Genomic DNA, 18,696 nt, shown 5'->3' with positions numbered 1-18,696 from the left:
CAGCAAGCAGAAAACCATAACGAAAAGGTTGATAAAAAAAATGATGAAAAGAACAACGAAAAGAAATACGACACCCCTTAAAAAAACATCGATTGATATTGTGACCAAAAGTGATGAATTCATCCAGATATTTATCATTTAATAAAAGTCTTTATTCAAGGGGTTAATCGCTTATCAATTACACGAAAATCAGTATATAATCCTGCGCTTAAAATTTTCCCGAAAATCGGTTTGCCATCACGAAAGTGGGTGAGCCCTGCAACTTGGTGATTACCTTTATGCTTGTCCTTCGCGGCGCTCCAGCCCTTTCTGAATTTCGTACTAAAAAACTCATGCAGTCAATTGAGGCCCTCAACTTACCTGTTCACGCTTTGTTTGCTGAATTTGTGCATTTTGCTCAAGTCAGTGCGCCGCTAGAAGCGAACGACCAGCAGGTATTGGATAAACTTCTGACCTACGGCCCCAAAATTCAAGAGAAACAGCATAAAGGGCTGCTGTTATTGGTCATACCGCGAGCAGGAACGATTTCCCCTTGGTCATCAAAAGCCACTGATATTGCGCACAATTGTGGTCTTACTAACGTTGAGCGTTTAGAGCGAGGCTGCGCATTTTACGTAGATGCTGACCCACTAAATGACACTCAACTTATTCAGCTAAAGAATGTTCTGCATGATCGCATGACTCAAAGCGTGGTCAGCGATTTACAAGACGCGAGTATCTTGTTTAAGCACGAAGCACCGAAGCCGTTAACGTCTATCGATGTGTTAGGCGGCGGGCGTGAAGAGTTAGTCAGTGCCAATGTGCGATTGGGCTTGGCTTTAGCCGAAGATGAAGTGGATTATTTGATTAGCAGTTTCGAAAAGTTGGGACGTAACCCTAACGACATCGAACTCTACATGTTTGCTCAGGCAAACTCAGAACATTGCCGCCATAAAATTTTTAACGCTGATTGGACGATCGATGGGCAGACGCAGCCTAAATCATTGTTCAAAATGATTAAGAATACCTACGAAAAGTGTCCAGACTATGTGCATTCTGCTTACGCGGATAATGCCGCAGTAATGGAAGGCAGTTTCGCAGGGCGTTTCTTCCCGCAAGCAGACAACAACCAGTATCGCTATCACCATGAAGACATCGATATTCTAATGAAAGTCGAGACCCATAACCACCCAACTGCTATTGCCCCTTTCAGTGGTGCGGCAACAGGCTCTGGTGGTGAAATTCGAGATGAAGGTGCTACAGGTCGCGGCTCTAAACCAAAAGCAGGTTTAGTCGGGTTTTCTGTATCTAACTTGCGTATTCCAGGGTTTGAGCAACCTTGGGAGAACGATTATGGCAAGCCAGAGCGCATCGTGACGGCCTTCGATATTATGCAAAATGGCCCACTGGGCGGTGCAGCTTTCAACAACGAGTTTGGTCGCCCGAATATTCTTGGCTATTTCCGTACCTACGAGCAAAAAGTGACCAGCTTCAATGGGGAAGAAGTGCGCGGTTATCACAAACCCATCATGTTGGCGGGTGGGTTAGGCAATATTCGTAAGCAACATACTCAAAAAGGTGAAATCACCGTTGGGGCCAAGCTTATCGCTCTGGGTGGCCCGGCCATGAACATTGGTCTAGGCGGCGGGGCAGCATCGTCAATGGCATCGGGTGAGTCTAATGAAGATTTAGACTTTGCCTCGGTACAACGTGACAACCCTGAAATGGAGCGACGTTGTCAGGAAGTAATCGACAAATGTTGGCAACTAGGCGAAAACAATCCAATTCAGTTTATTCACGATGTGGGCGCTGGTGGTTTGTCCAATGCTTTCCCTGAATTGGTTAACGACGGTGGGCGTGGTGCAGTCTTTTCATTGCGAAACGTACCAAACGATGAACCCGGTATGACCCCGCTAGAGGTATGGTGTAACGAGTCGCAAGAACGTTATGTGATGTCAGTGGCCCCTGAAAATTTAGCCACCTTTACCGATATTTGTGCCCGCGAACGTGCGCCGTTTGCTGTGGTCGGTGAGGCGACACAAGCCCGCCACTTGACCTTGGATGACAGCCATTTCAATAACAAACCGATTGATATGCCCCTTGACGTCTTGCTTGGTAAAGCGCCTAAAATGCATCGTGATGTACAATCAAAAGCGCTGACGGGCAACGCATTTGATGTTAGCAATATCGATTTAGATGAAGCCGCTCTGCGCCTGTTACATTTGCCCGCGGTGGCAGAGAAAACCTTTTTGATCACCATAGGCGATCGCTCGGTAACGGGCTTGGTCAATCGTGACCAAATGGTCGGCCCTTGGCAAATCCCAGTGGCCGATGTCGCCGTCACCGCTGCTGCTTTTGATACATATCAAGGTGAGGCGATGTCTTTAGGCGAGCGCACACCGGCTGCATTATTAAACTATGGTGCATCTGCGCGATTAGCGGTGGGCGAAGCCTTGACTAACATTGCCGCTGCCGATATTGGCGAGCTAAAACGGATTAAATTATCAGCTAACTGGATGGCCGCAGCTGGTCATCCAGGGGAAGATGCGGGCCTTTACGAAGCGGTCAAAGCGGTTGGTGAAGAGTTATGCCCAGCCCTAGGATTGACTATTCCAGTGGGTAAAGACTCTATGTCTATGAAAACCCAGTGGCAAGATGCGCAAGGTGATAAGGCGGTTACTTCGCCCATGTCATTGGTGATCACCGCTTTTGGTGCGGTGAAAGATGTGCGTAAAACCTTGACCCCAGAATTGACAACAAAAGGTGATACGTGCCTGATGTTAATCGATTTGGGGGCAGGTCAAAATCGTATGGGGGCATCCTGTTTAGCGCAGGTTTATCAACAGTTGGGCGATAAAACACCAGATGTCGATTCCCCTGAGTTGCTCAAAGGTTTCTTTTTAGCGATTCAACAGTTGGTGAATGAAAAAGCATTACATGCTTATCATGACCGTTCTGATGGTGGTTTGTTTACGACCTTAGTGGAAATGGCGTTTGCCGGTAATACTGGCTTAGATATTAAGCTAGACGCATTAACCGGTGACAATGCTAGCGCCTTGTTTAACGAAGAATTAGGTGCGGTTATTCAGTTTGATGCAGATATACTGAATCAAGTCGACGCAATATTAGCTGCCAATGGCCTATCGGGCGTGAGTCATGTGATTGGAACGTTATCCGATGATGATCAAATCCGTTTTTCTCGCGAAGGTGAGCCTGTGCTACAAAATAGTCGCGGGGTGTATCGCAACGCATGGGCGCAAACTACGCATCATATGCAGCGTTTGCGTGACAACCCAGAATGCGCAGAGCAAGAACTGGCGAGCAAGAACGACCTAAATAACCCTGGTTTGCATGCTGCACTTTCTTTCGATGTCACTGAAGATGTTGCGGCGCCGTATATCGCAAAAGGTATCGCCCCTAAAATGGCGATATTGCGTGAACAGGGCGTGAACTCACATGTTGAAATGGCTGCTGCATTTGACCGCGCAGGCTTTGCTTCAGTGGATGTGCACATGAGTGACATACTCGCCGGTAGGGTGTCGCTTAGTGAATTCCAAGGTTTAGTGGCCTGTGGTGGGTTTTCTTATGGTGATGTACTAGGTGCTGGTGAAGGTTGGGCTAAGTCAATTTTGTTCAACGCCATGGCGCGTGATGAATTCTCAGCGTTCTTCGAGCGTAACGAAACCTTTAGCCTTGGTGTGTGTAACGGCTGTCAGATGTTATCAAATCTTAAGTCGCTAATCCCTGGGGCTGAACATTGGCCCCATTTCGTGACTAACCAATCCGAGCGTTTTGAAGCCCGTGTTGCCATGCTCGAGGTGAAAGACTCCCCGTCGATATTCTTCAAAGGCATGCAAGGTTCAAAAATGCCAATTGCGGTATCCCATGGCGAAGGGCGTGCTGAATTTGCTCAAACTACTGGCTTAGAAGCTGCGCTAGATAGCAATACTATTGCCCTGCAATATGTTGATAACTACGGCAAGGTTACTGAGCAATACCCAGCAAACCCGAATGGCTCTCCTGCCGGAATTTCAGGTTTAACTTCAAAGGATGGGCGCGCAACCATCATGATGCCGCATCCTGAACGTGTGTTTAGAACGGTGGCAAACTCTTGGCATCCGGACGATTGGCAAGAAGATAGCCCGTGGATGCGAATGTTTAGAAACGCCCGTGTTTATTTGGGATAAGCCAAGGGAAGGCGTCCTTAGGTAAATATTACACCCGATAAAGAGAGCCCCAGATTTGGGGCTTTTTTGATTTTCTTTTATGGTATTAGAGGTTTACGACTTTCGTTTAGTTTCTATGTCGCAAAAAACAATCAATGTTTAAAAAACAAACAAAACGTTTTCGAAAGAGAAATTTTTTTTATTCTTTCAATTTACTGATTTTACTTAATAAAAACTTGTAACCTAAGTCAAAGCTGATTATTATTCGTTCGTTTCTTGACAGAACTTTGCAATTCTGCTTGTAAAAAGGATGTTAAGATGTTAGGGCAGGATGCAAGTACCCCATAAAATAATAAGAGACTGATATGAATCGTTCATCTAAAGGTTTTGGTTTGGCAGGTGTGTTAGCAACTGTCGTATTTCTCATTGTAGCCGCTATATTTAGCGCTTCAGCAAAATCACAACCTGTGTCGACGAATGCAATACCGCATGATGTAAGCGCCCCAGTATTAGCGGAAAAACAAGCAGAAAAATAAACGGACTGCCGTTTTGATGTGCTTGATCAACTGTGTTGAACGTTACGAAGCAACCAGATAACGTACCTCTTTCATGCATGCATCTTACGCTTGAATATATTCTTTCACAGCGGCTATTTTTTACGATGTAATTCCCTGTTGAGGTCTTTTTGCTGTTCGCTTTTCTTCAGCAATGCATAGACAGAGGCGCTTCCCCCATGGTGAATTTGTGCGCTGTGAAAGGCAATCACTTGGGGCAATTGTAACAACCAATGGTTAACGGCACTCTTTAAGTAACCTGCTATGGGTTTGCTTTTTTCACCACGGCCATGCTTGATGAGCATGCACCGCACGCCTTTAGCGTGGTTTGCCGTGATGGCATCGAACAACAACTGGCGAGACTTTTCGAAACTGCCAGTGTGCAGGTTCAACACATCATCAATCGGGTATTTACCCAAGCGTAAATTTTTATACACTCCCTCTTGCACACCATCCTGCTTAAAGCTGAGCATGTCATCTGGCGCTACTATCTGGGTAATTTCAGAGGATAAAAAATTGTTCGCGCGATTCAGTTGCTGCTCTAATGCTTTGCGCCTCAATTGTTGGGCGAGGGTTTTCTCAGTTTGGGTTGTGCTGACTCTATCATCTGGGCCTAATGGTATGACGCCACTCATCGCCGATAAAAAATCATCTTCTAAGCATTCTTCGTCAAATGACATACTGCTCTCCATTCGATTATGCGTTGGGCACTTCGCGCACTTGCACGTACTAATATAAGGGTTAACAAAGAAATTTCAATTTACAAAATATTGACTGTTCAGCTGTGGGTTAACGGTTCTGTTTGGTGTCGGTATATGCCACAATTTATGGTGGACTCACCATCAGGAACAACAATGAAGTCAGCCATTTTAGCGACAACCATATCTGCCATTTTTGCATTAGGCGGATGTGCCGGACAAGGCAACACTAACCAAACCAGTCATCCTGCATCTTCGGATACTTTGACCAATGCCGCAATGAATATTGAATCAGGTAAAGACTACCATTCATTTTCAAACCCAGAGCAAATCAGTGTGACCCACTTAGCATTAGACTTGGATGTTAACTTTGATAAAAAAGTTATCACAGGCGATGTGGAGTTGACGGTAAAACGTATGCAAGAAGGCAACAACACGCTGGTCTTAGATACGCGAGATTTAACCATTAAAGGGATAACAGCAAACGGCATGCCGGTGCCTTACTTTTTGGGGAAAGAAGATTCTTTTTTAGGCGCTCCTCTGTCTATCACCGTGCCTGAAGGCGTCGATAAAGTCACAGTTTCATATCAAACCTCACCACAAGCATCAGGTGTACAATGGTTAACACCTGCACAAACAGCAGGTAAGCAGCATCCGTTTTTGTTTACTCAGTCTCAAGCGATTCATGCGCGTAGCTTTATGCCATTACAAGACTCACCTCAGGTGCGTGTTACTTACAGCGCAACTGTGCATACACCAAAAGAGCTACTAGCGGTGATGAGCGCTTCGAACGACCCTGATACGGTTCGTGACGGTGTCTACGAGTTTGATATGCCCCAGCCAATCCCAGCCTATTTGATCGCGTTGGCAGTAGGGGATTTAAAATTTAAACCTATGGGTAAGCGCACCGGTGTATATGCGGAGCCGGCGTTACTTGATGCAGCAGCTGACGAATTTGCTGACACGGAATCCATGCTTGAGGTGACCGAAAAGACGTACGGGCCTTACCGCTGGGATCGTTACGACTTATTAATATTGCCGCCTTCTTTCCCGTTTGGTGGCATGGAAAATCCCCGCTTGTCGTTCATAACGCCAACGGTGATTGCAGGTGATAAAAGCCTAGTGTCATTGATTGCGCATGAATTAGCACATTCATGGTCTGGCAACACAGTCACAAATGCGACGTGGCGTGACCTATGGTTGAACGAAGGATTCACTACGTATTTAACTTACCGCATCATGCAAATGGTGTATGGCGATGATAGATACAACATGGAAGCAGTATTAGGCCGCCAAGACTTACAAGCCGATATTGATAGCTTACCTGCAGATGATCAAATACTTGCTATCGATCTTCGAGGACGAGATCCCGATGCGGTGTTTAGCAATATTCCTTATGAAAAAGGCGCGTTGTTTTTAAGGGAGTTAGAGCAAAAAGTCGGACGCGATAATTTTGATCAATTTTTACTAAATTATTTCGAACATTTCGCGTTTCAAAGTATCACCACAGACCAGTTCATGGCCTATTTGAACGATACGTTGTTAAAAGACTATGCTGATAAATTGTCACCGGAACGTATTCATCAATGGATATTCGAACCGGGGATCCCGCAAGGCGCACCTGTGCCACATTCAAATGCGTTTAAAATTGTCGATGATGCCCGCAATCAGTGGCTCAGTGGCGAGTTAAAAGCCAAAGATATTGACGCAAAGAATTGGGTTGTTCATCAGTGGCTGTATTTTTTGAACAACATGCCTGACACGCTTAGCCAAAATAAATTAGCTGAATTGGATACGGCATTTGATTTAACCCAAAGTAAGAACAATGAGATTGCCCATAGCTGGTTGTTAATGGCCGTGGAAAATTGGTATGAACCAGCACTGCCTCGGGTGCATAGTTATTTAGTGAGTATTGGCCGTAACAAGCTGGTGAAACCGATTTATAAGGCACTGTCGCAAACGCCTAAAGGTAAAGTGTTGGCGAAAAAAGCCTTCGCAGAAGCTAAACCTGGTTATCATCCGTTAACGGTAAAAGCCAATGAGGGTTTTGTTGAATAGTTATTTCGTTGAGTAGATAAGATAACGATCCAATTAAAAAAGGAGACCTAGGTCTCCTTTTTTAATATAAGTAAACATGAATCCATGTCAGGCGTTATTTCAGAGCAATTGTTAAGTGTTAGGGAGTTGCAGCAGCAGGTTGATTACTGGCCTTCAATTGCTGCTCAGCGTTTTTGCGCCATTTTTCTAGCTCAGCGATACGACCAGTTAAACCATTACTGGCTAATGCAGTGGACATTAATTTTTCACGCAAACTGGTTACTTGCTGTTCAGTATCTATGCCGGTTTGCTCTACTTGGTTTAACAGCTGTGCTAAGCGATTAGCCGTATTGTTAGTGCTGTCTAACTGTTCTTGCAATAGGCCTACCGTTGTGGCGTTCACGTCAGTTTCACCTTTTACGGCACTGATGCTCTGTTCAATGGCTGATTTTTGAGATTTCATACTCGCTTCGAGATCTTTAATTTCAGACTGGTTTCTGCGCCAAGCGGAAGCCCAAAGCTTATCCATTTGTTCCCACAAATCTTGCGTTTTTTTGCTCAGCTCACCCACTTTAACTTGCAGAGCGACCGCTGATTGGTCCATCTCTTCACCAGTGGCGGAAAGCCGGTTTTCCAAATCGCCGATGCGCTTTTGCGCTTCGATGATCACTAGCTTTTGTTGCTCAATGGTGTAGGCCGTATAACCGATTCCCGCACCTAAAATAATAATAATCAAAGTTAACGCTAACCAAGAAGGGCCAGAGCCTTTCGCTTTTGGCGCTTTACTGGGTGTACTCGTGGGAGATGATTTTTCCTTTTTCGATGGAGCAGGGCCACGATTACGACGATAAGATTCCACATCGTCTTTATCCAAAACCATGGAGGGCATTTCATCTTTACTATTATCGTTCGACATAAACTCGTATACATCCTCTAGCGAATTACAACTGGCTCGATTATAACGTTGATTCAAGATAAATTACCAAGTCAGTATTGATTATGAGCTTGATTTAACGAAAATTTAGGCTCGATGACATGGTTAGCAACAAATTCTTGAGGCAAAGAACGATGCAGTTGATGCATTTGCACGCTCAAAAGGAAAGGGTGTGGCTATTTGGAGTGTTGGTAAGAACGTTGACGACAGAAAAATACTGGTCGTAAAGAATAAAACACCGCCTTAGATTTGGTTGACTTCAAATGTAAGGCGATGTGCGATATAGCTTATGTTGATTAAATACGTTACTGCAAATTCCGATTAAAAGCTGTAAGTAACGCCTACAGAAGCCGTACGCGATTTGTTAGGGCGAGCACCGTAAGGTTGACGGCTGACAATGTCTTCTTGGTCGGTTAGGTTTTCGATACGAGCGAAAACACGTAAGTCGTTACTTACGTTGTACGAGCCAGATAGGTCAAGAATGAATGAACTGTCTGTCACCTCGAAACCGCCACACGAAGCACGAGTACAAACACCGTCTACATACACGGCATTTAGGTAAGTCGTCCATTTATCGCCTTCTAACCCTATGGTTATTTGCCCTTGGTTTTCTGGAATATAAGGAATACTGTCGCCCGCACTAACGTCACCAAAAAAGTCAGTGCCTGAAATGTCCGTATCAAATTCACTGTCGATGTAGCTGTAGGTTATATTGAATGGAATGCGCACGCCGTTGAATTGGCCTAATTCAGTTTTCAGTAAGAATTCAATGCCTTGTACGGTAGCTGCATCCCCATTGAACGCGTCACCTATTTCACAATTACTGCCAGAAGATGCAGTACACACACCTACGATGTTGTCGTAGTCACTTAAAAAGTAGACTAGCTCTGCGTTCAAAGCGTTATTGTTGTAACGAAAGCCTAATTCGTAGTTAACCGCTTCTTCTTCTTTCGCACCTGGGGAGTTACTTGGTGCAGTGAATCCTTTATGAGCACCGGCAATCAAGTTTAAGTTGCCATCTACTTTGTACAGCACGCCTAAGCCAGGTAATAAGACTGTGGTGTCATTTTCTCTGTCGTCACGAAATACTCGTTCAGCGCCATTCGTGTAACGAGTGCGGCTTTGGCTGATATCTTCGAAGCGTAGACCTGGCGTGAAAACCCAATCACCGAGCTCGATCCGATCGTAAACGTGCAGCGCTAATGCATCTGCATCCTGTACTCGATTGCCCGCGTTGCCAAGCTCACCTAAATCACTTAATAACAATTGGCCGTCTACTTGCTGATACGTACTGTTACGCTGTAGGCGGTCCTCTTCATCTTCGTGTAGGCGCACACCCATCTCAATATGGTGCTTGGCTTCACCAAATTGCTTATTCCAGTTCAAACCAAACTGGATACCACGTGAAAAATACTCTCGGCTGTTAGAGCGCAATTGAATACTCCCGATGTCGGTGTCTACGCTGCCATCTAAGATACCTTGAAGCATAGCGACACTGGTATCACCAATTGACTCATTGTTATTGATAGCGTTGACGACATCTGACCAACTGGTACGCGAGAAGTCTTGGGCGTTTTCGCTACCGTCTAAGTCAATGCCTTCGGTTTTAAACCAATCACGTTCGTGGGTATTGTTATAGGCAACTGCCGTGAAGTGTAAGTCTTTATTGATTTCAAACGCATAATTCAACATCACTTGTGTATGTTCTGTGCTGATGTTGTCTAGGGCCGATAAGCCGTAGCGACGCTGTGCATTGTTGGCAAAATCAGCATCCGTCAAACCTAAGTAGCTTTGCTCTGAATCTTGTTCTGTGTACTGCAGTTTAAGCTCTACACTATGGCGTGAATCTCTTGGTGAATAGGCAAGTTTCATGGTGACATCGGTCACATCTAAACCTGTGTCGTTGCTGCTGCGGTCAATATCTTGAAAACCATCGGATTGCCATTGGTGCGCTTCAAGTAAATAACCGAAGCCACTGTCATTCTGACCGCCTATTGTGGCATGGGCACGATAGGTCGCATCTTGACCTGCCTCCAATGTGACTTGTCCGCTTTGAGTGCTAGGGATAGGTGTTGAAATCATATTGATTGCCCCGCCTATAGTATAGGGCCCTTGGGTAATCGCCGCAGGGCCTTTAACAACTTCAAAAGCGCTCATTCTCCCAGCGGTAGGGAAGTAATACGCTGAAGGGGCAGAGTAGGGTGCAGGAGCTATCAAAACGTTGTCTTCTAATAACGTAATACGGCCACTTCGCTCAGTCGCTACACCGCGGATACTGATGTTTGGGCGTAAGCCGTAACCGTCTTCTACTTGCAAAGACACACCCGGCGCTTGCCTAATAATGCGTTGAATATCTGTGTAGGCGAACTTCTCTAAGTCTTGCTCACCAATGTACTGAGCCGCACCTGTGGCTTCCTGGACCTTAAGTTGATTGCCGTAAATAGTAACGGTGTCAATTGCATTATTGTTCTGTGTTTCTTGTGCAACTGAGGTAAACATTGTGGTTGCGACAGCGGTAGCGAGTAGCGTTCTTTTCATTTTAGTTTAGGTATCCGTTACTTTTGTGTTGATTGTGTGTCAAGCATGTTAAAAGGCGCGAAGATAATATGTAAAGAGAAAGGGTAATGCAAACTATTATCAATAACTTGCAAGCGGGATGAGCAGCATTCGGTATGAGCGAATAGTGATATATATCGCAGAAACTTTACTGCTAAAGAGACGTGTTGTTTAAATGTTCAAATGAAGTGAATTAACTATGTTTCGTGATAATTTTGTGACGATTAAGATTATCATCCAGCACACTCAGTTTTCTTGCTTCAAGTTCAGTCGTTGAAATAACCGGCTCTGCCGGACACGCATCTACGCTTTACATCAATCGCAGTTATTTCTTTCGAAATAAGAAGGCCAGAGCCGCTTCCACTTATGTTGTTTTTAGCTATATTGCGAGATTTTGTCCGGGCGTGCCTAGGTTTAAATTGTCTATTTTGATATTAAATTAGCTGATTAGGAGCTTAATCTCTTGTTTGTTTCCCTCCCATTTGGGTAAGAAAATTCTATGCGGTTCGCGTCAATACTGAGCAGCGACTATGCTTATCGTAGTAATCATTTAGTAAAGGTTACTGATAAACATTAATTATTTTTAAAAGGAAATTCTAATGACTAATGGAAATGAAAAAGATGTTGAATCCCCCTTAGCCTACGATCAAGTGGCTAAATTTTTTGCTAGAAGTTCGAAAGGTAACATTCCCAAGGAGCTGCAGTCGATGCTCCTGCCTGAGTTAAAGAGTTACAAACTGAAGAGCGTCGAGCATAAAAGTATCCAAGATGCTGACAATAAACCAACCATCCCAATGATACCTAAGTGGTTCGGCACCAGCCCAAAGCCTTGCAAAGCAAAGCTAGCTAAGCCCACGCGGGTATCTCTCAATGGCAAAGACTTATCGCCATTAACGGTTTTTAACGCAGAAGACCGCAGAATATACAATGACACGAGCTATCCATGGGGAACCATTTGTAAAGTCGTTACTTCAGCTGGGAGTGGGTCTGGCGTTATTGTAGGTCCTCGCCATGTGTTAACGGCAAGTCACGTAGTTGATTGGAGTTCAAATGGGGCTGGCACGGTTGAAGTACATAGGTCTGCCGGCTCTCTTAGAGCAAGCACATCTATATCAAGAGTTTGGTTTTACACCAAAATTACTGGACGTACTGTCAGTTGGTTTGAGGTTGATGAAGATTATGCCGTGTTAGTGACGAGTGATAGGATCGGTGATTTATTTGGTTGGATGGGAACTCGGACATACAACAGTTCATGGGATGGCGAACCCTATTGGTTCAACATCGGTTATCCTGGAAGTATAGGCGGTGCATTGCGCCCAACTTATCAAAGGGATAAGAAACTTGATGAGCCTTGGTATGATCTCGGCCCAGGTAGATCGATGAGCACCCACGCGGATTTAACACCTGGTAACTCGGGTGGGCCTATGTTTGCATTTTGGAACGATGGGCCATATGTCGTTGCCGTTGCATCAGCGGAAGCATCTGATGAAAACTGGTGCTCGGGAGGTTCTTGGATGACAAATCTCGTGCGTCACGCTAGAGAACAAGACGCATAAACGTCATGCTTAGGGGCACAAGCCCCTGAGCATATTTGAACAAAGTGGTCTGTTCGCTATTTACCCACCTAATTCAATTCACACATCGCCAGTTATGCTTCCCAAAACATGCTTATGGGCATACATCCAGTAAAAAGAAGGTTTCTAAATAGATAAAGCCAGTTGTAAGATAAATGGGTTGCTATTTAGGAAGCGAATTGTCGTGAGAAATTTTGGCGGCAAAAAGTGATTCAATCTCAAACTAATTTGGTATCCCCACCTGGAATCGAACCAAGATCTAGCCCTTAGGAGGGGCTCGTTTTATCCATTAAACTACGGGGACGCCGTTCAAGTGCAGCTATTATTGCCCAGCACCACTCATATTGAAAGGGCTACTGACGTGCAACGAAATCGTTTGGCTGAATGTTAGCCAGTGGGGCACTTGAGGTCGACGTTAACACTGCGGTTTCATTGTATACTTGCATCACTTTTACTTGATTTGGATGAAGCTGTAATTGTTGATGAAGGTTACCGATGGCATCCACAAATTGGGCATGTTTGAAAAGGGTTAACTCGTCACCAATCTGTACACCATCTTGTTTGCCAATGTTAATGGTGAGTTGCTCGTTACTGACCTGTAAAACACGAGCATAAGTAGGTAGGCAGTCTAAGGCTTCATCTATTAATGACGCTTGTTCGGTAATGGTTGCTGTCACGGCTTGACCAAATTGCGACTGCCATAACTGCCGACTGGATGGGCTGACCTGTTGGTGTAGTTCGAATTCCCACGGCGTGTTAATAGCCATGCGTTCTTGCTTGAGTAAAGAAGCGTTGTTGCCGTCGTATAGAGATAGCTCTAAACGAAAATTCCGAGACAATGGCGCGTCCTGCCAAAATAGCAGCGCGTTACGGGACGAGCGCTCTACGGATAACTCGGTGATTTCCCCAATCAATACATATTGATTATCAGTTTGACGAGCAAGCGTGATGATATCGCTTTGTATGTCAGGGCTTTGTGGTGATAAATAGTAAGGTTGACGCTGAGTCATGCGGGCGAAACGACTGGTCTGGTTAAACTGTTGTTCAAAGAGCTCACTGACCGTTTGGCCAAATTCTGTTAACCCACCAGTGATACCTTGCTGGCGGTCTCGAATAGGGAACCAAGTGCTGACCAAGCGCTTTTTATACTGCGCTGCATCACATTGTGTTCTTTGGGCAAAGATGTCTGCGCGAATGACGATGGTCACATAATCATCGTGGTAAGTTTCACTGATCAAAGCTAAGTCATTGACCTCACCGCCACTGCGGATTTCGAACCGGTCATTTTCTAGTAAGCCATTTGACATCGCCTGTACACTGGTAATGGATGCGCCCGCAAACATCAATGCCTGTTTGACGGCCTCTTGAGTGGCCTGTTTTTTGGCTAAGGCCTTATTGCCGTTATTGATAACTGCTTGGCCCGTCGCCTCGAACCACGCTGCATTGGTTGGTATTGGCACAAAGATGAGTACCCATAAAACCCAGATTAATAAGACGGTTAGCATGTCGCCTAGCTTTGGCATAGTGTGGCTCGCTTGTGATGATGGCTAAGGGGGTGCTTTCACTCTTTGAAAAATGACGAAATAGAATATTGAACTGTCAATTTCCCCAATATATTTAAATAAAGCATTTTTTGTACCTAAATTAAGCAGTTTTGAAAAGTGTCATTGGTTATCTCTCTTTCGTCATACATTAGTAAATAAGGTGTGGTTCTTGCTTGCTCTTGCTACTACTTATCAGGTTACAACTATGAATGACCATAAATGCACTTACCTAGAGGTGCAGGTCCGTCATCACTGGAATGATTATGAAGAGATTAAGTATGACTTTATTGGGCTTGAGCCTAATGCTTGGTGGCTGCTCATCAGTCTTTGATAAACAAGTTGAATGGGAAGTGGTGGAGCCGCAAGATTACCCAGTGCTATCAGCCATCGGTTATGCGCCAATTAAAGGACAACGTGGCAATTCAGACTCCACAAAAATGTTAATGGCGATCAAGGCCTCGAAACTTGATGCGTACCGCGAGCTCACAGAGCAAGTGTATGGCCAAAAAGTTGACGGCAGCCAAACGTTATCCAATTTTTTGTTGTCAGATGAGCGCTTGTCGAGCTCAGTTCAAGGAGTTATTCGCGGTGCTCGCGTTATTAAAAGCTACCCGGTGGGTGACGATCTGTATGCAACAGAACTAGAGTTAGATTTTAAACGTGTTTATGACATTTACCTTTCAACGGCGCGGCCAAAACGAGTAAAGGATGTACATTACTATTAGAAGTAAGGTTAGCACTAAGATACGGGTGCGACGAGCTACTTAAATTGGCTAGGCGGCAATAGGTTGCCGTGAATGAATGTTAGATGTGCAGTTTTTTAAGGTAAATTGCTTGATGACAAATTAGTTATATCAGAGTCTGACTCTTTTCGTTTTTACACTGTTATAAAACGGTGTAGAAGAAAAGAGCGTGTTAATATCGTTATTGAAAGAGCTATTAATAACCCTTGTTTAGAGTAATTCTATAAAAAGCAGCGCTAACGAAGTTAATAACAGCGCTTAACTAAATGACGCGCAATTTAAGCGCTTATCCCTCTACCACTTTTGCCGCCTCGTGCTTTGCCGCTTTTATCGTAGGTCATAGATTCTTTGGCGCGAGACTCAAGTAGCAATGTGCGTAAATGTTCTAGTCGGAGTTGACCTTGTTCAACCGCTGTCTGATTTATTTTTGTGCGATATTCACATTCCGACACTAGCTGTTTTGCGCGCTCAAACATGGCTGTAATTTCTTCGCCAGTTCGTTCTTCTTCAGAGGTAACGTCAAAAGATCGACTGATAGCGTCGTCCTGCTCTTGAATATAAGTGAGCAAGTCTTCTTTTTTCTTGAGTAGATTGATGAGGGCTTCAGCGTCTCTGGTGCTAATGAGGTGTAGCTCAGAGTCAAGCACTTGAATGAGGTTTTCTAGATGGTCGAACTGTTTCGTTATTGCTTTTATTAACTCTGACATTCTTTTTGCCCTTTTTTAGTAGGCAATCATTATGCTGCCGATACTAGTTTCTGCCAAATATTTCTGATTCTTGCAATGCAATATTTTTCGCTAAACTATCAGGATTTACACTGTACTCGCCACTTTGAATCGCTTTCTTTAAACGATCAACTTTTTCCTGATTCACTGGCGCTTCGGCGCTTTTCTTCTGCACTTGGGCTAATTGCTGTGCAGATTGAGTTAACGAAACAGAATCTTGGCGCACAGGTTGCGAAGACGTGCTCTTTACAGCAGCTTCATTCGCTTGTTGGTTTTGCGTTTGTTGTTGATTAACTTTTTGGTTATCAATAACTTGCTTTTGACCATTGTTGTTAATGTTGTTAATAGACATAATGACTACCTGACCTTTTTAAACTTTCCTCAAATATTGTATCGGCAGCCTAGGGCATATCTTTAGGATGACTTACACAATTTTTGCATTATTTGCGTTCTTAAAACTCGCTACCTCGCTGCTTTGGTTTATATGCCGACAACGACTTCACTGGTACTCGCAACGCGTGCATTGATTTGCTTTTTCGAACGGCTATTCGTCACGCTTATGGTGTCACCAATATTGCCATCTTGCATCGCTACGCCCGTTGCTTTAACTTGCATCATGGAATTTGAAGCATTGATAATAATTGTATCACCCTTACACACGAAACATAAATTATTAGGTGTAATGGGTTGCCCGGGTCTAACGCGACGTTTGATGCGTGCACCCATCACATCATCCACATTTGAAAAAGTAGTGCGTCTAAGAAGCGCACGGTTCATGTTGATTAGCTCGATGTTACTTTGATTCAATATAGTGCCAGGACTGACAGCGTTAGAAATAACCACAACCGGCTGCATTTGTTTCACATTGACCATTAAATACATGTACCAATTAGTTGAACTGCACAGCGCTTTCACCGCTACATTGCTCTGTTGGAGTGATTCCAAACTGGCACTGTATACAATTGGAGTGGGGCACGATGGCAAGTTTACTCTTTGATCAATGTCGGCAGTGCTAATGTTAAGCTGGGTATTAGCCGATGAACTGATTTGGGACGATACATACTGTTCAGCGCCTTCAATCAGTTGTGCTGAACGTGCTTGATGGGTATTTGTACTCGCAAAGCCTGCAGTATGAATGAACGGCAGTATGGTAATGGCGGCAAACACCTTATAAATAACGTTATTATTCATTTTCACTTGAGACCAATTTGTCTATGCTTAGGCAAATACAGACTGTGCACAGCGTCAAAAAATAGACGATTTAGCACAATAAGCGAAGTACTTGCCGCGATATAGGGTTGAAAGCAACTATTACGCCGATTTTTATTTTTTATGGAGTTTTACATGTCTGAAATAATGAATTCAGTTAACCAGCGAACCCAATTGGTTGGGCAAAATCGCTTAGAGTTATTGCTATTCAGATTAAATGGGCGGCAGAAATTTGGTATTAATGTGTTTAAAGTACGAGAAGTACTGCAATGCCCCAAATTAACCTCTATTCCAAAATTAAATTCCTACGTGCGCGGTATAGCGCACATTCGTGGGCAAACAATATCAGTCATTGATATGAGCATGGCCACTGGTGGCAAGCCAATCATTGACCTAAATTCTGCTTTTGTCGTTATCGCTGAATACAATAGCTCAGTGCAGGGCTTTTTAGTCGGCGCAGTAGAGCGCATCATTAATACCAATTGGGAGGCGATCATGCCGCCACCTAAAGGTAGCGGCCGCGCGAGTTACTTGACTGCGGTGACAGAGTTCGAAGAAGAGTTAATTGAGATCTTGGACGTTGAGAAAATTCTAAATGAAATTTCACCTATCAGTACTGACGTGAGCGATGACGTATCGAGTATTTCGGTTGAAAACAAACGTGAGAAGATTATTTTTATTGCTGATGATTCTTCTGTAGCGAGAAACCAGGTCAAAAAAGCTCTATCCACATTAGGACTAGAAATAGAAATGGCTAAAAATGGTTTAGAAGCTTTGAATCGTTTAAAAGAGCTGGCGGAGGAAACAGGCAACATCACAGACAAGGTGGGTATTTTAGTCTCTGATATTGAAATGCCTGAAATGGACGGCTATACCCTAACTGCTGAGATCAAAAACAATCCGGCTTTACAAGATTTGCACGTTGTATTGCATACATCTTTAAGCGGAGTGTTTAACCAGGCGATGGTGCAAAAGGTTGGAGCCGATGATTTTATCGCTAAGTTTCATCCCGACGAACTGGTGACCTCTGTGCAAAAATGGTTTGATAACAAATAACTGTCTAGGAAAGCGATTGACCAGTAATACACTTGATGCACAAGAATACAGTTTATTTTGCCGTTATTTGGAGAATCGATGTGGCATCGTGCTGGGGGATAACAAGCAATATCTGGTAAACAGTCGGTTGTCACCACTAGTTGCAAAATTTAAGCAAAAATCCCTGTCGGAACTGATCAAGCGGACCATCGCCAATCACGATGTGGCATTAATAAATGCAGTGATCAATGCCATGACCACAAATGAAACACTGTGGTTCCGCGATGGTTACCCCTTTGAAACGCTGCAAAATACCCTATTTCCCTCACTATCAAAGACCGGTAAACCGATTAAAATTTGGAGTGCAGCTTGCTCCTCTGGACAAGAGGCTTATTCAATCGCTATGGCTGTACGTGAATATCAAGCTAGGTATTCAAACGCGTTTTCGGCGGGTATAGATATCGTCGCAACCGATATTTCAAGTGATATGTTAACGTTAGCAAAAGCAGCACAATACGATAATTTATCACTATCTCGAGGGTTGTCAGATGAACGTCGAGGGCGGTTTTTTGACGCATGCGTCGGTGGTAACAGCAGTGTTTTAAAGCAAAGTGTGCGCAGTTTAGTCACGTTTAAACCCATCAATTTACTGACTCCCTTCTCAAGCGTCACACGCTACGACGTTGTATTTTGCCGCAATGTACTGATTTACTTCTCGGCAAATGCCAAGGCGTCGATACTGCAAAAAATTGCCGCTTGCCTGCAACCACAAGGTGTTCTTTTTGTTGGCGCATCGGAGTCAATGTCGGGTATTTCCAATGATTTCGTTATGAATCGTAGCGGTAGCGGTTTGTATTACGTTAAAAAAAGTTAACAATTTCAATTTGTTAGCTATCCCTCCTCTAACTGTCAATTCTTTTATGGCATAGCTATTGCTTTACT

At 44.1% G+C, this 18,696-nt stretch carries 14 protein-coding genes and 1 tRNA gene; 7 read left to right on the top strand and 8 right to left on the bottom strand.

Annotation, left to right across the window (positions count from 1 at the left end; translation table 11 throughout):
* The first annotated feature begins 278 nt into the window (after positions 1-278).
* Both purL and AC0VYA_RS15755 read left to right on the top strand, forming a co-directional pair.
* Positions 279-4,166 carry a phosphoribosylformylglycinamidine synthase gene (gene purL / locus AC0VYA_RS15760; RefSeq protein WP_475488887.1) on the top strand — a complete coding sequence of 1,296 codons (3,888 nt, stop codon included), beginning with the start codon at positions 279-281 and terminating at the stop codon, positions 4,164-4,166.
* Positions 4,167-4,510: 344 nt separating this feature from the next.
* The gene (locus tag AC0VYA_RS15755; protein WP_475488886.1) at positions 4,511-4,681 is read left to right on the top strand and encodes a hypothetical protein; all 171 of its coding nucleotides are present in this window, start codon (positions 4,511-4,513) and stop codon (positions 4,679-4,681) included.
* Between the two features lie 113 nt (positions 4,682-4,794).
* Here AC0VYA_RS15755 and smrA read toward each other — a convergent pair whose 3' ends face one another.
* Positions 4,795-5,379 carry a DNA endonuclease SmrA gene (smrA, locus tag AC0VYA_RS15750; RefSeq protein WP_473475261.1) on the bottom strand — a complete coding sequence of 195 codons (585 nt, stop codon included), beginning with the start codon at positions 5,377-5,379 and terminating at the stop codon, positions 4,795-4,797.
* Positions 5,380-5,553: 174 nt separating this feature from the next.
* On the opposite strand from smrA, the gene AC0VYA_RS15745 reads away from it, so the two are divergent.
* Positions 5,554-7,455 carry a M1 family metallopeptidase gene (locus AC0VYA_RS15745; RefSeq protein WP_475488885.1) on the top strand — a complete coding sequence of 634 codons (1,902 nt, stop codon included), beginning with the start codon at positions 5,554-5,556 and terminating at the stop codon, positions 7,453-7,455.
* 118 nt (positions 7,456-7,573) lie between these two features.
* Here the strand turns inward: AC0VYA_RS15745 and AC0VYA_RS15740 are convergent, their stop codons facing one another.
* Positions 7,574-8,350, bottom strand: coding sequence for a hypothetical protein (locus AC0VYA_RS15740; protein ID WP_475488884.1), 777 nt, complete (start codon positions 8,348-8,350; stop codon positions 7,574-7,576).
* 339 nt (positions 8,351-8,689) lie between these two features.
* Positions 8,690-10,906 carry a TonB-dependent receptor family protein gene (locus AC0VYA_RS15735; RefSeq protein ID WP_475488883.1) on the bottom strand — a complete coding sequence of 739 codons (2,217 nt, stop codon included), beginning with the start codon at positions 10,904-10,906 and terminating at the stop codon, positions 8,690-8,692.
* Positions 10,907-11,523: 617 nt separating this feature from the next.
* On the opposite strand from AC0VYA_RS15735, the gene AC0VYA_RS15730 reads away from it, so the two are divergent.
* The gene (locus AC0VYA_RS15730; RefSeq protein ID WP_475488882.1) at positions 11,524-12,480 is read left to right on the top strand and encodes a trypsin-like serine peptidase; all 957 of its coding nucleotides are present in this window, start codon (positions 11,524-11,526) and stop codon (positions 12,478-12,480) included.
* Positions 12,481-12,727: 247 nt separating this feature from the next.
* Here AC0VYA_RS15730 and AC0VYA_RS15725 read toward each other — a convergent pair.
* Positions 12,728-12,802, bottom strand: a tRNA-Arg gene (locus tag AC0VYA_RS15725).
* Between the two features lie 49 nt (positions 12,803-12,851).
* A complete protein-coding gene (locus AC0VYA_RS15720) occupies positions 12,852-14,003 on the bottom strand; it encodes a flagellar assembly protein FlgT (RefSeq protein ID WP_086003964.1) in 1,152 nt (383 codons plus the stop codon).
* Between the two features lie 302 nt (positions 14,004-14,305).
* Here AC0VYA_RS15720 and AC0VYA_RS15715 point away from each other — a divergent pair, with 302 nt between their 5' ends.
* Positions 14,306-14,767 carry an LPP20 family lipoprotein gene (locus AC0VYA_RS15715; RefSeq protein WP_475488881.1) on the top strand — a complete coding sequence of 154 codons (462 nt, stop codon included), beginning with the start codon at positions 14,306-14,308 and terminating at the stop codon, positions 14,765-14,767.
* 296 nt (positions 14,768-15,063) lie between these two features.
* On the opposite strand, the gene flgN is transcribed toward AC0VYA_RS15715, so the two are convergent.
* The 3 genes from flgN to flgA form a co-directional block, all read right to left on the bottom strand.
* Complete coding sequence (flgN, locus tag AC0VYA_RS15710; protein ID WP_473475250.1) at positions 15,064-15,492, bottom strand: flagellar export chaperone FlgN; 429 nt, start codon at positions 15,490-15,492, stop codon at positions 15,064-15,066.
* A gap of 43 nt (positions 15,493-15,535) precedes the next feature.
* A complete protein-coding gene (gene flgM, locus AC0VYA_RS15705; RefSeq protein ID WP_011575848.1) occupies positions 15,536-15,862 on the bottom strand; it encodes a flagellar biosynthesis anti-sigma factor FlgM in 327 nt (108 codons plus the stop codon).
* Between the two features lie 128 nt (positions 15,863-15,990).
* A complete protein-coding gene (flgA, locus tag AC0VYA_RS15700; RefSeq protein WP_473475249.1) occupies positions 15,991-16,701 on the bottom strand; it encodes a flagellar basal body P-ring formation chaperone FlgA in 711 nt (236 codons plus the stop codon).
* A 153-nt stretch (positions 16,702-16,854) separates the two neighbouring features.
* On the opposite strand from flgA, the gene AC0VYA_RS15695 reads away from it, so the two are divergent.
* Together AC0VYA_RS15695 and AC0VYA_RS15690 are read left to right on the top strand one after the other, a co-directional pair.
* Positions 16,855-17,775 (top strand): chemotaxis protein CheV, encoded by a 921-nt coding sequence (locus tag AC0VYA_RS15695; protein ID WP_011575846.1) that lies wholly within the window; start codon positions 16,855-16,857, stop codon positions 17,773-17,775.
* 16 nt (positions 17,776-17,791) lie between these two features.
* Positions 17,792-18,628, top strand: coding sequence for a CheR family methyltransferase (locus AC0VYA_RS15690; protein WP_011575845.1), 837 nt, complete (start codon positions 17,792-17,794; stop codon positions 18,626-18,628).
* The last annotated feature ends 68 nt before the right edge of the window (positions 18,629-18,696 follow it).

This window comes from Paraglaciecola sp. QJM3NY_14 (assembly GCF_056173245.1).
Note: the sequence above shows the minus strand (reverse complement) of the source record. Positions and strands in the feature narration are given on the sequence as shown.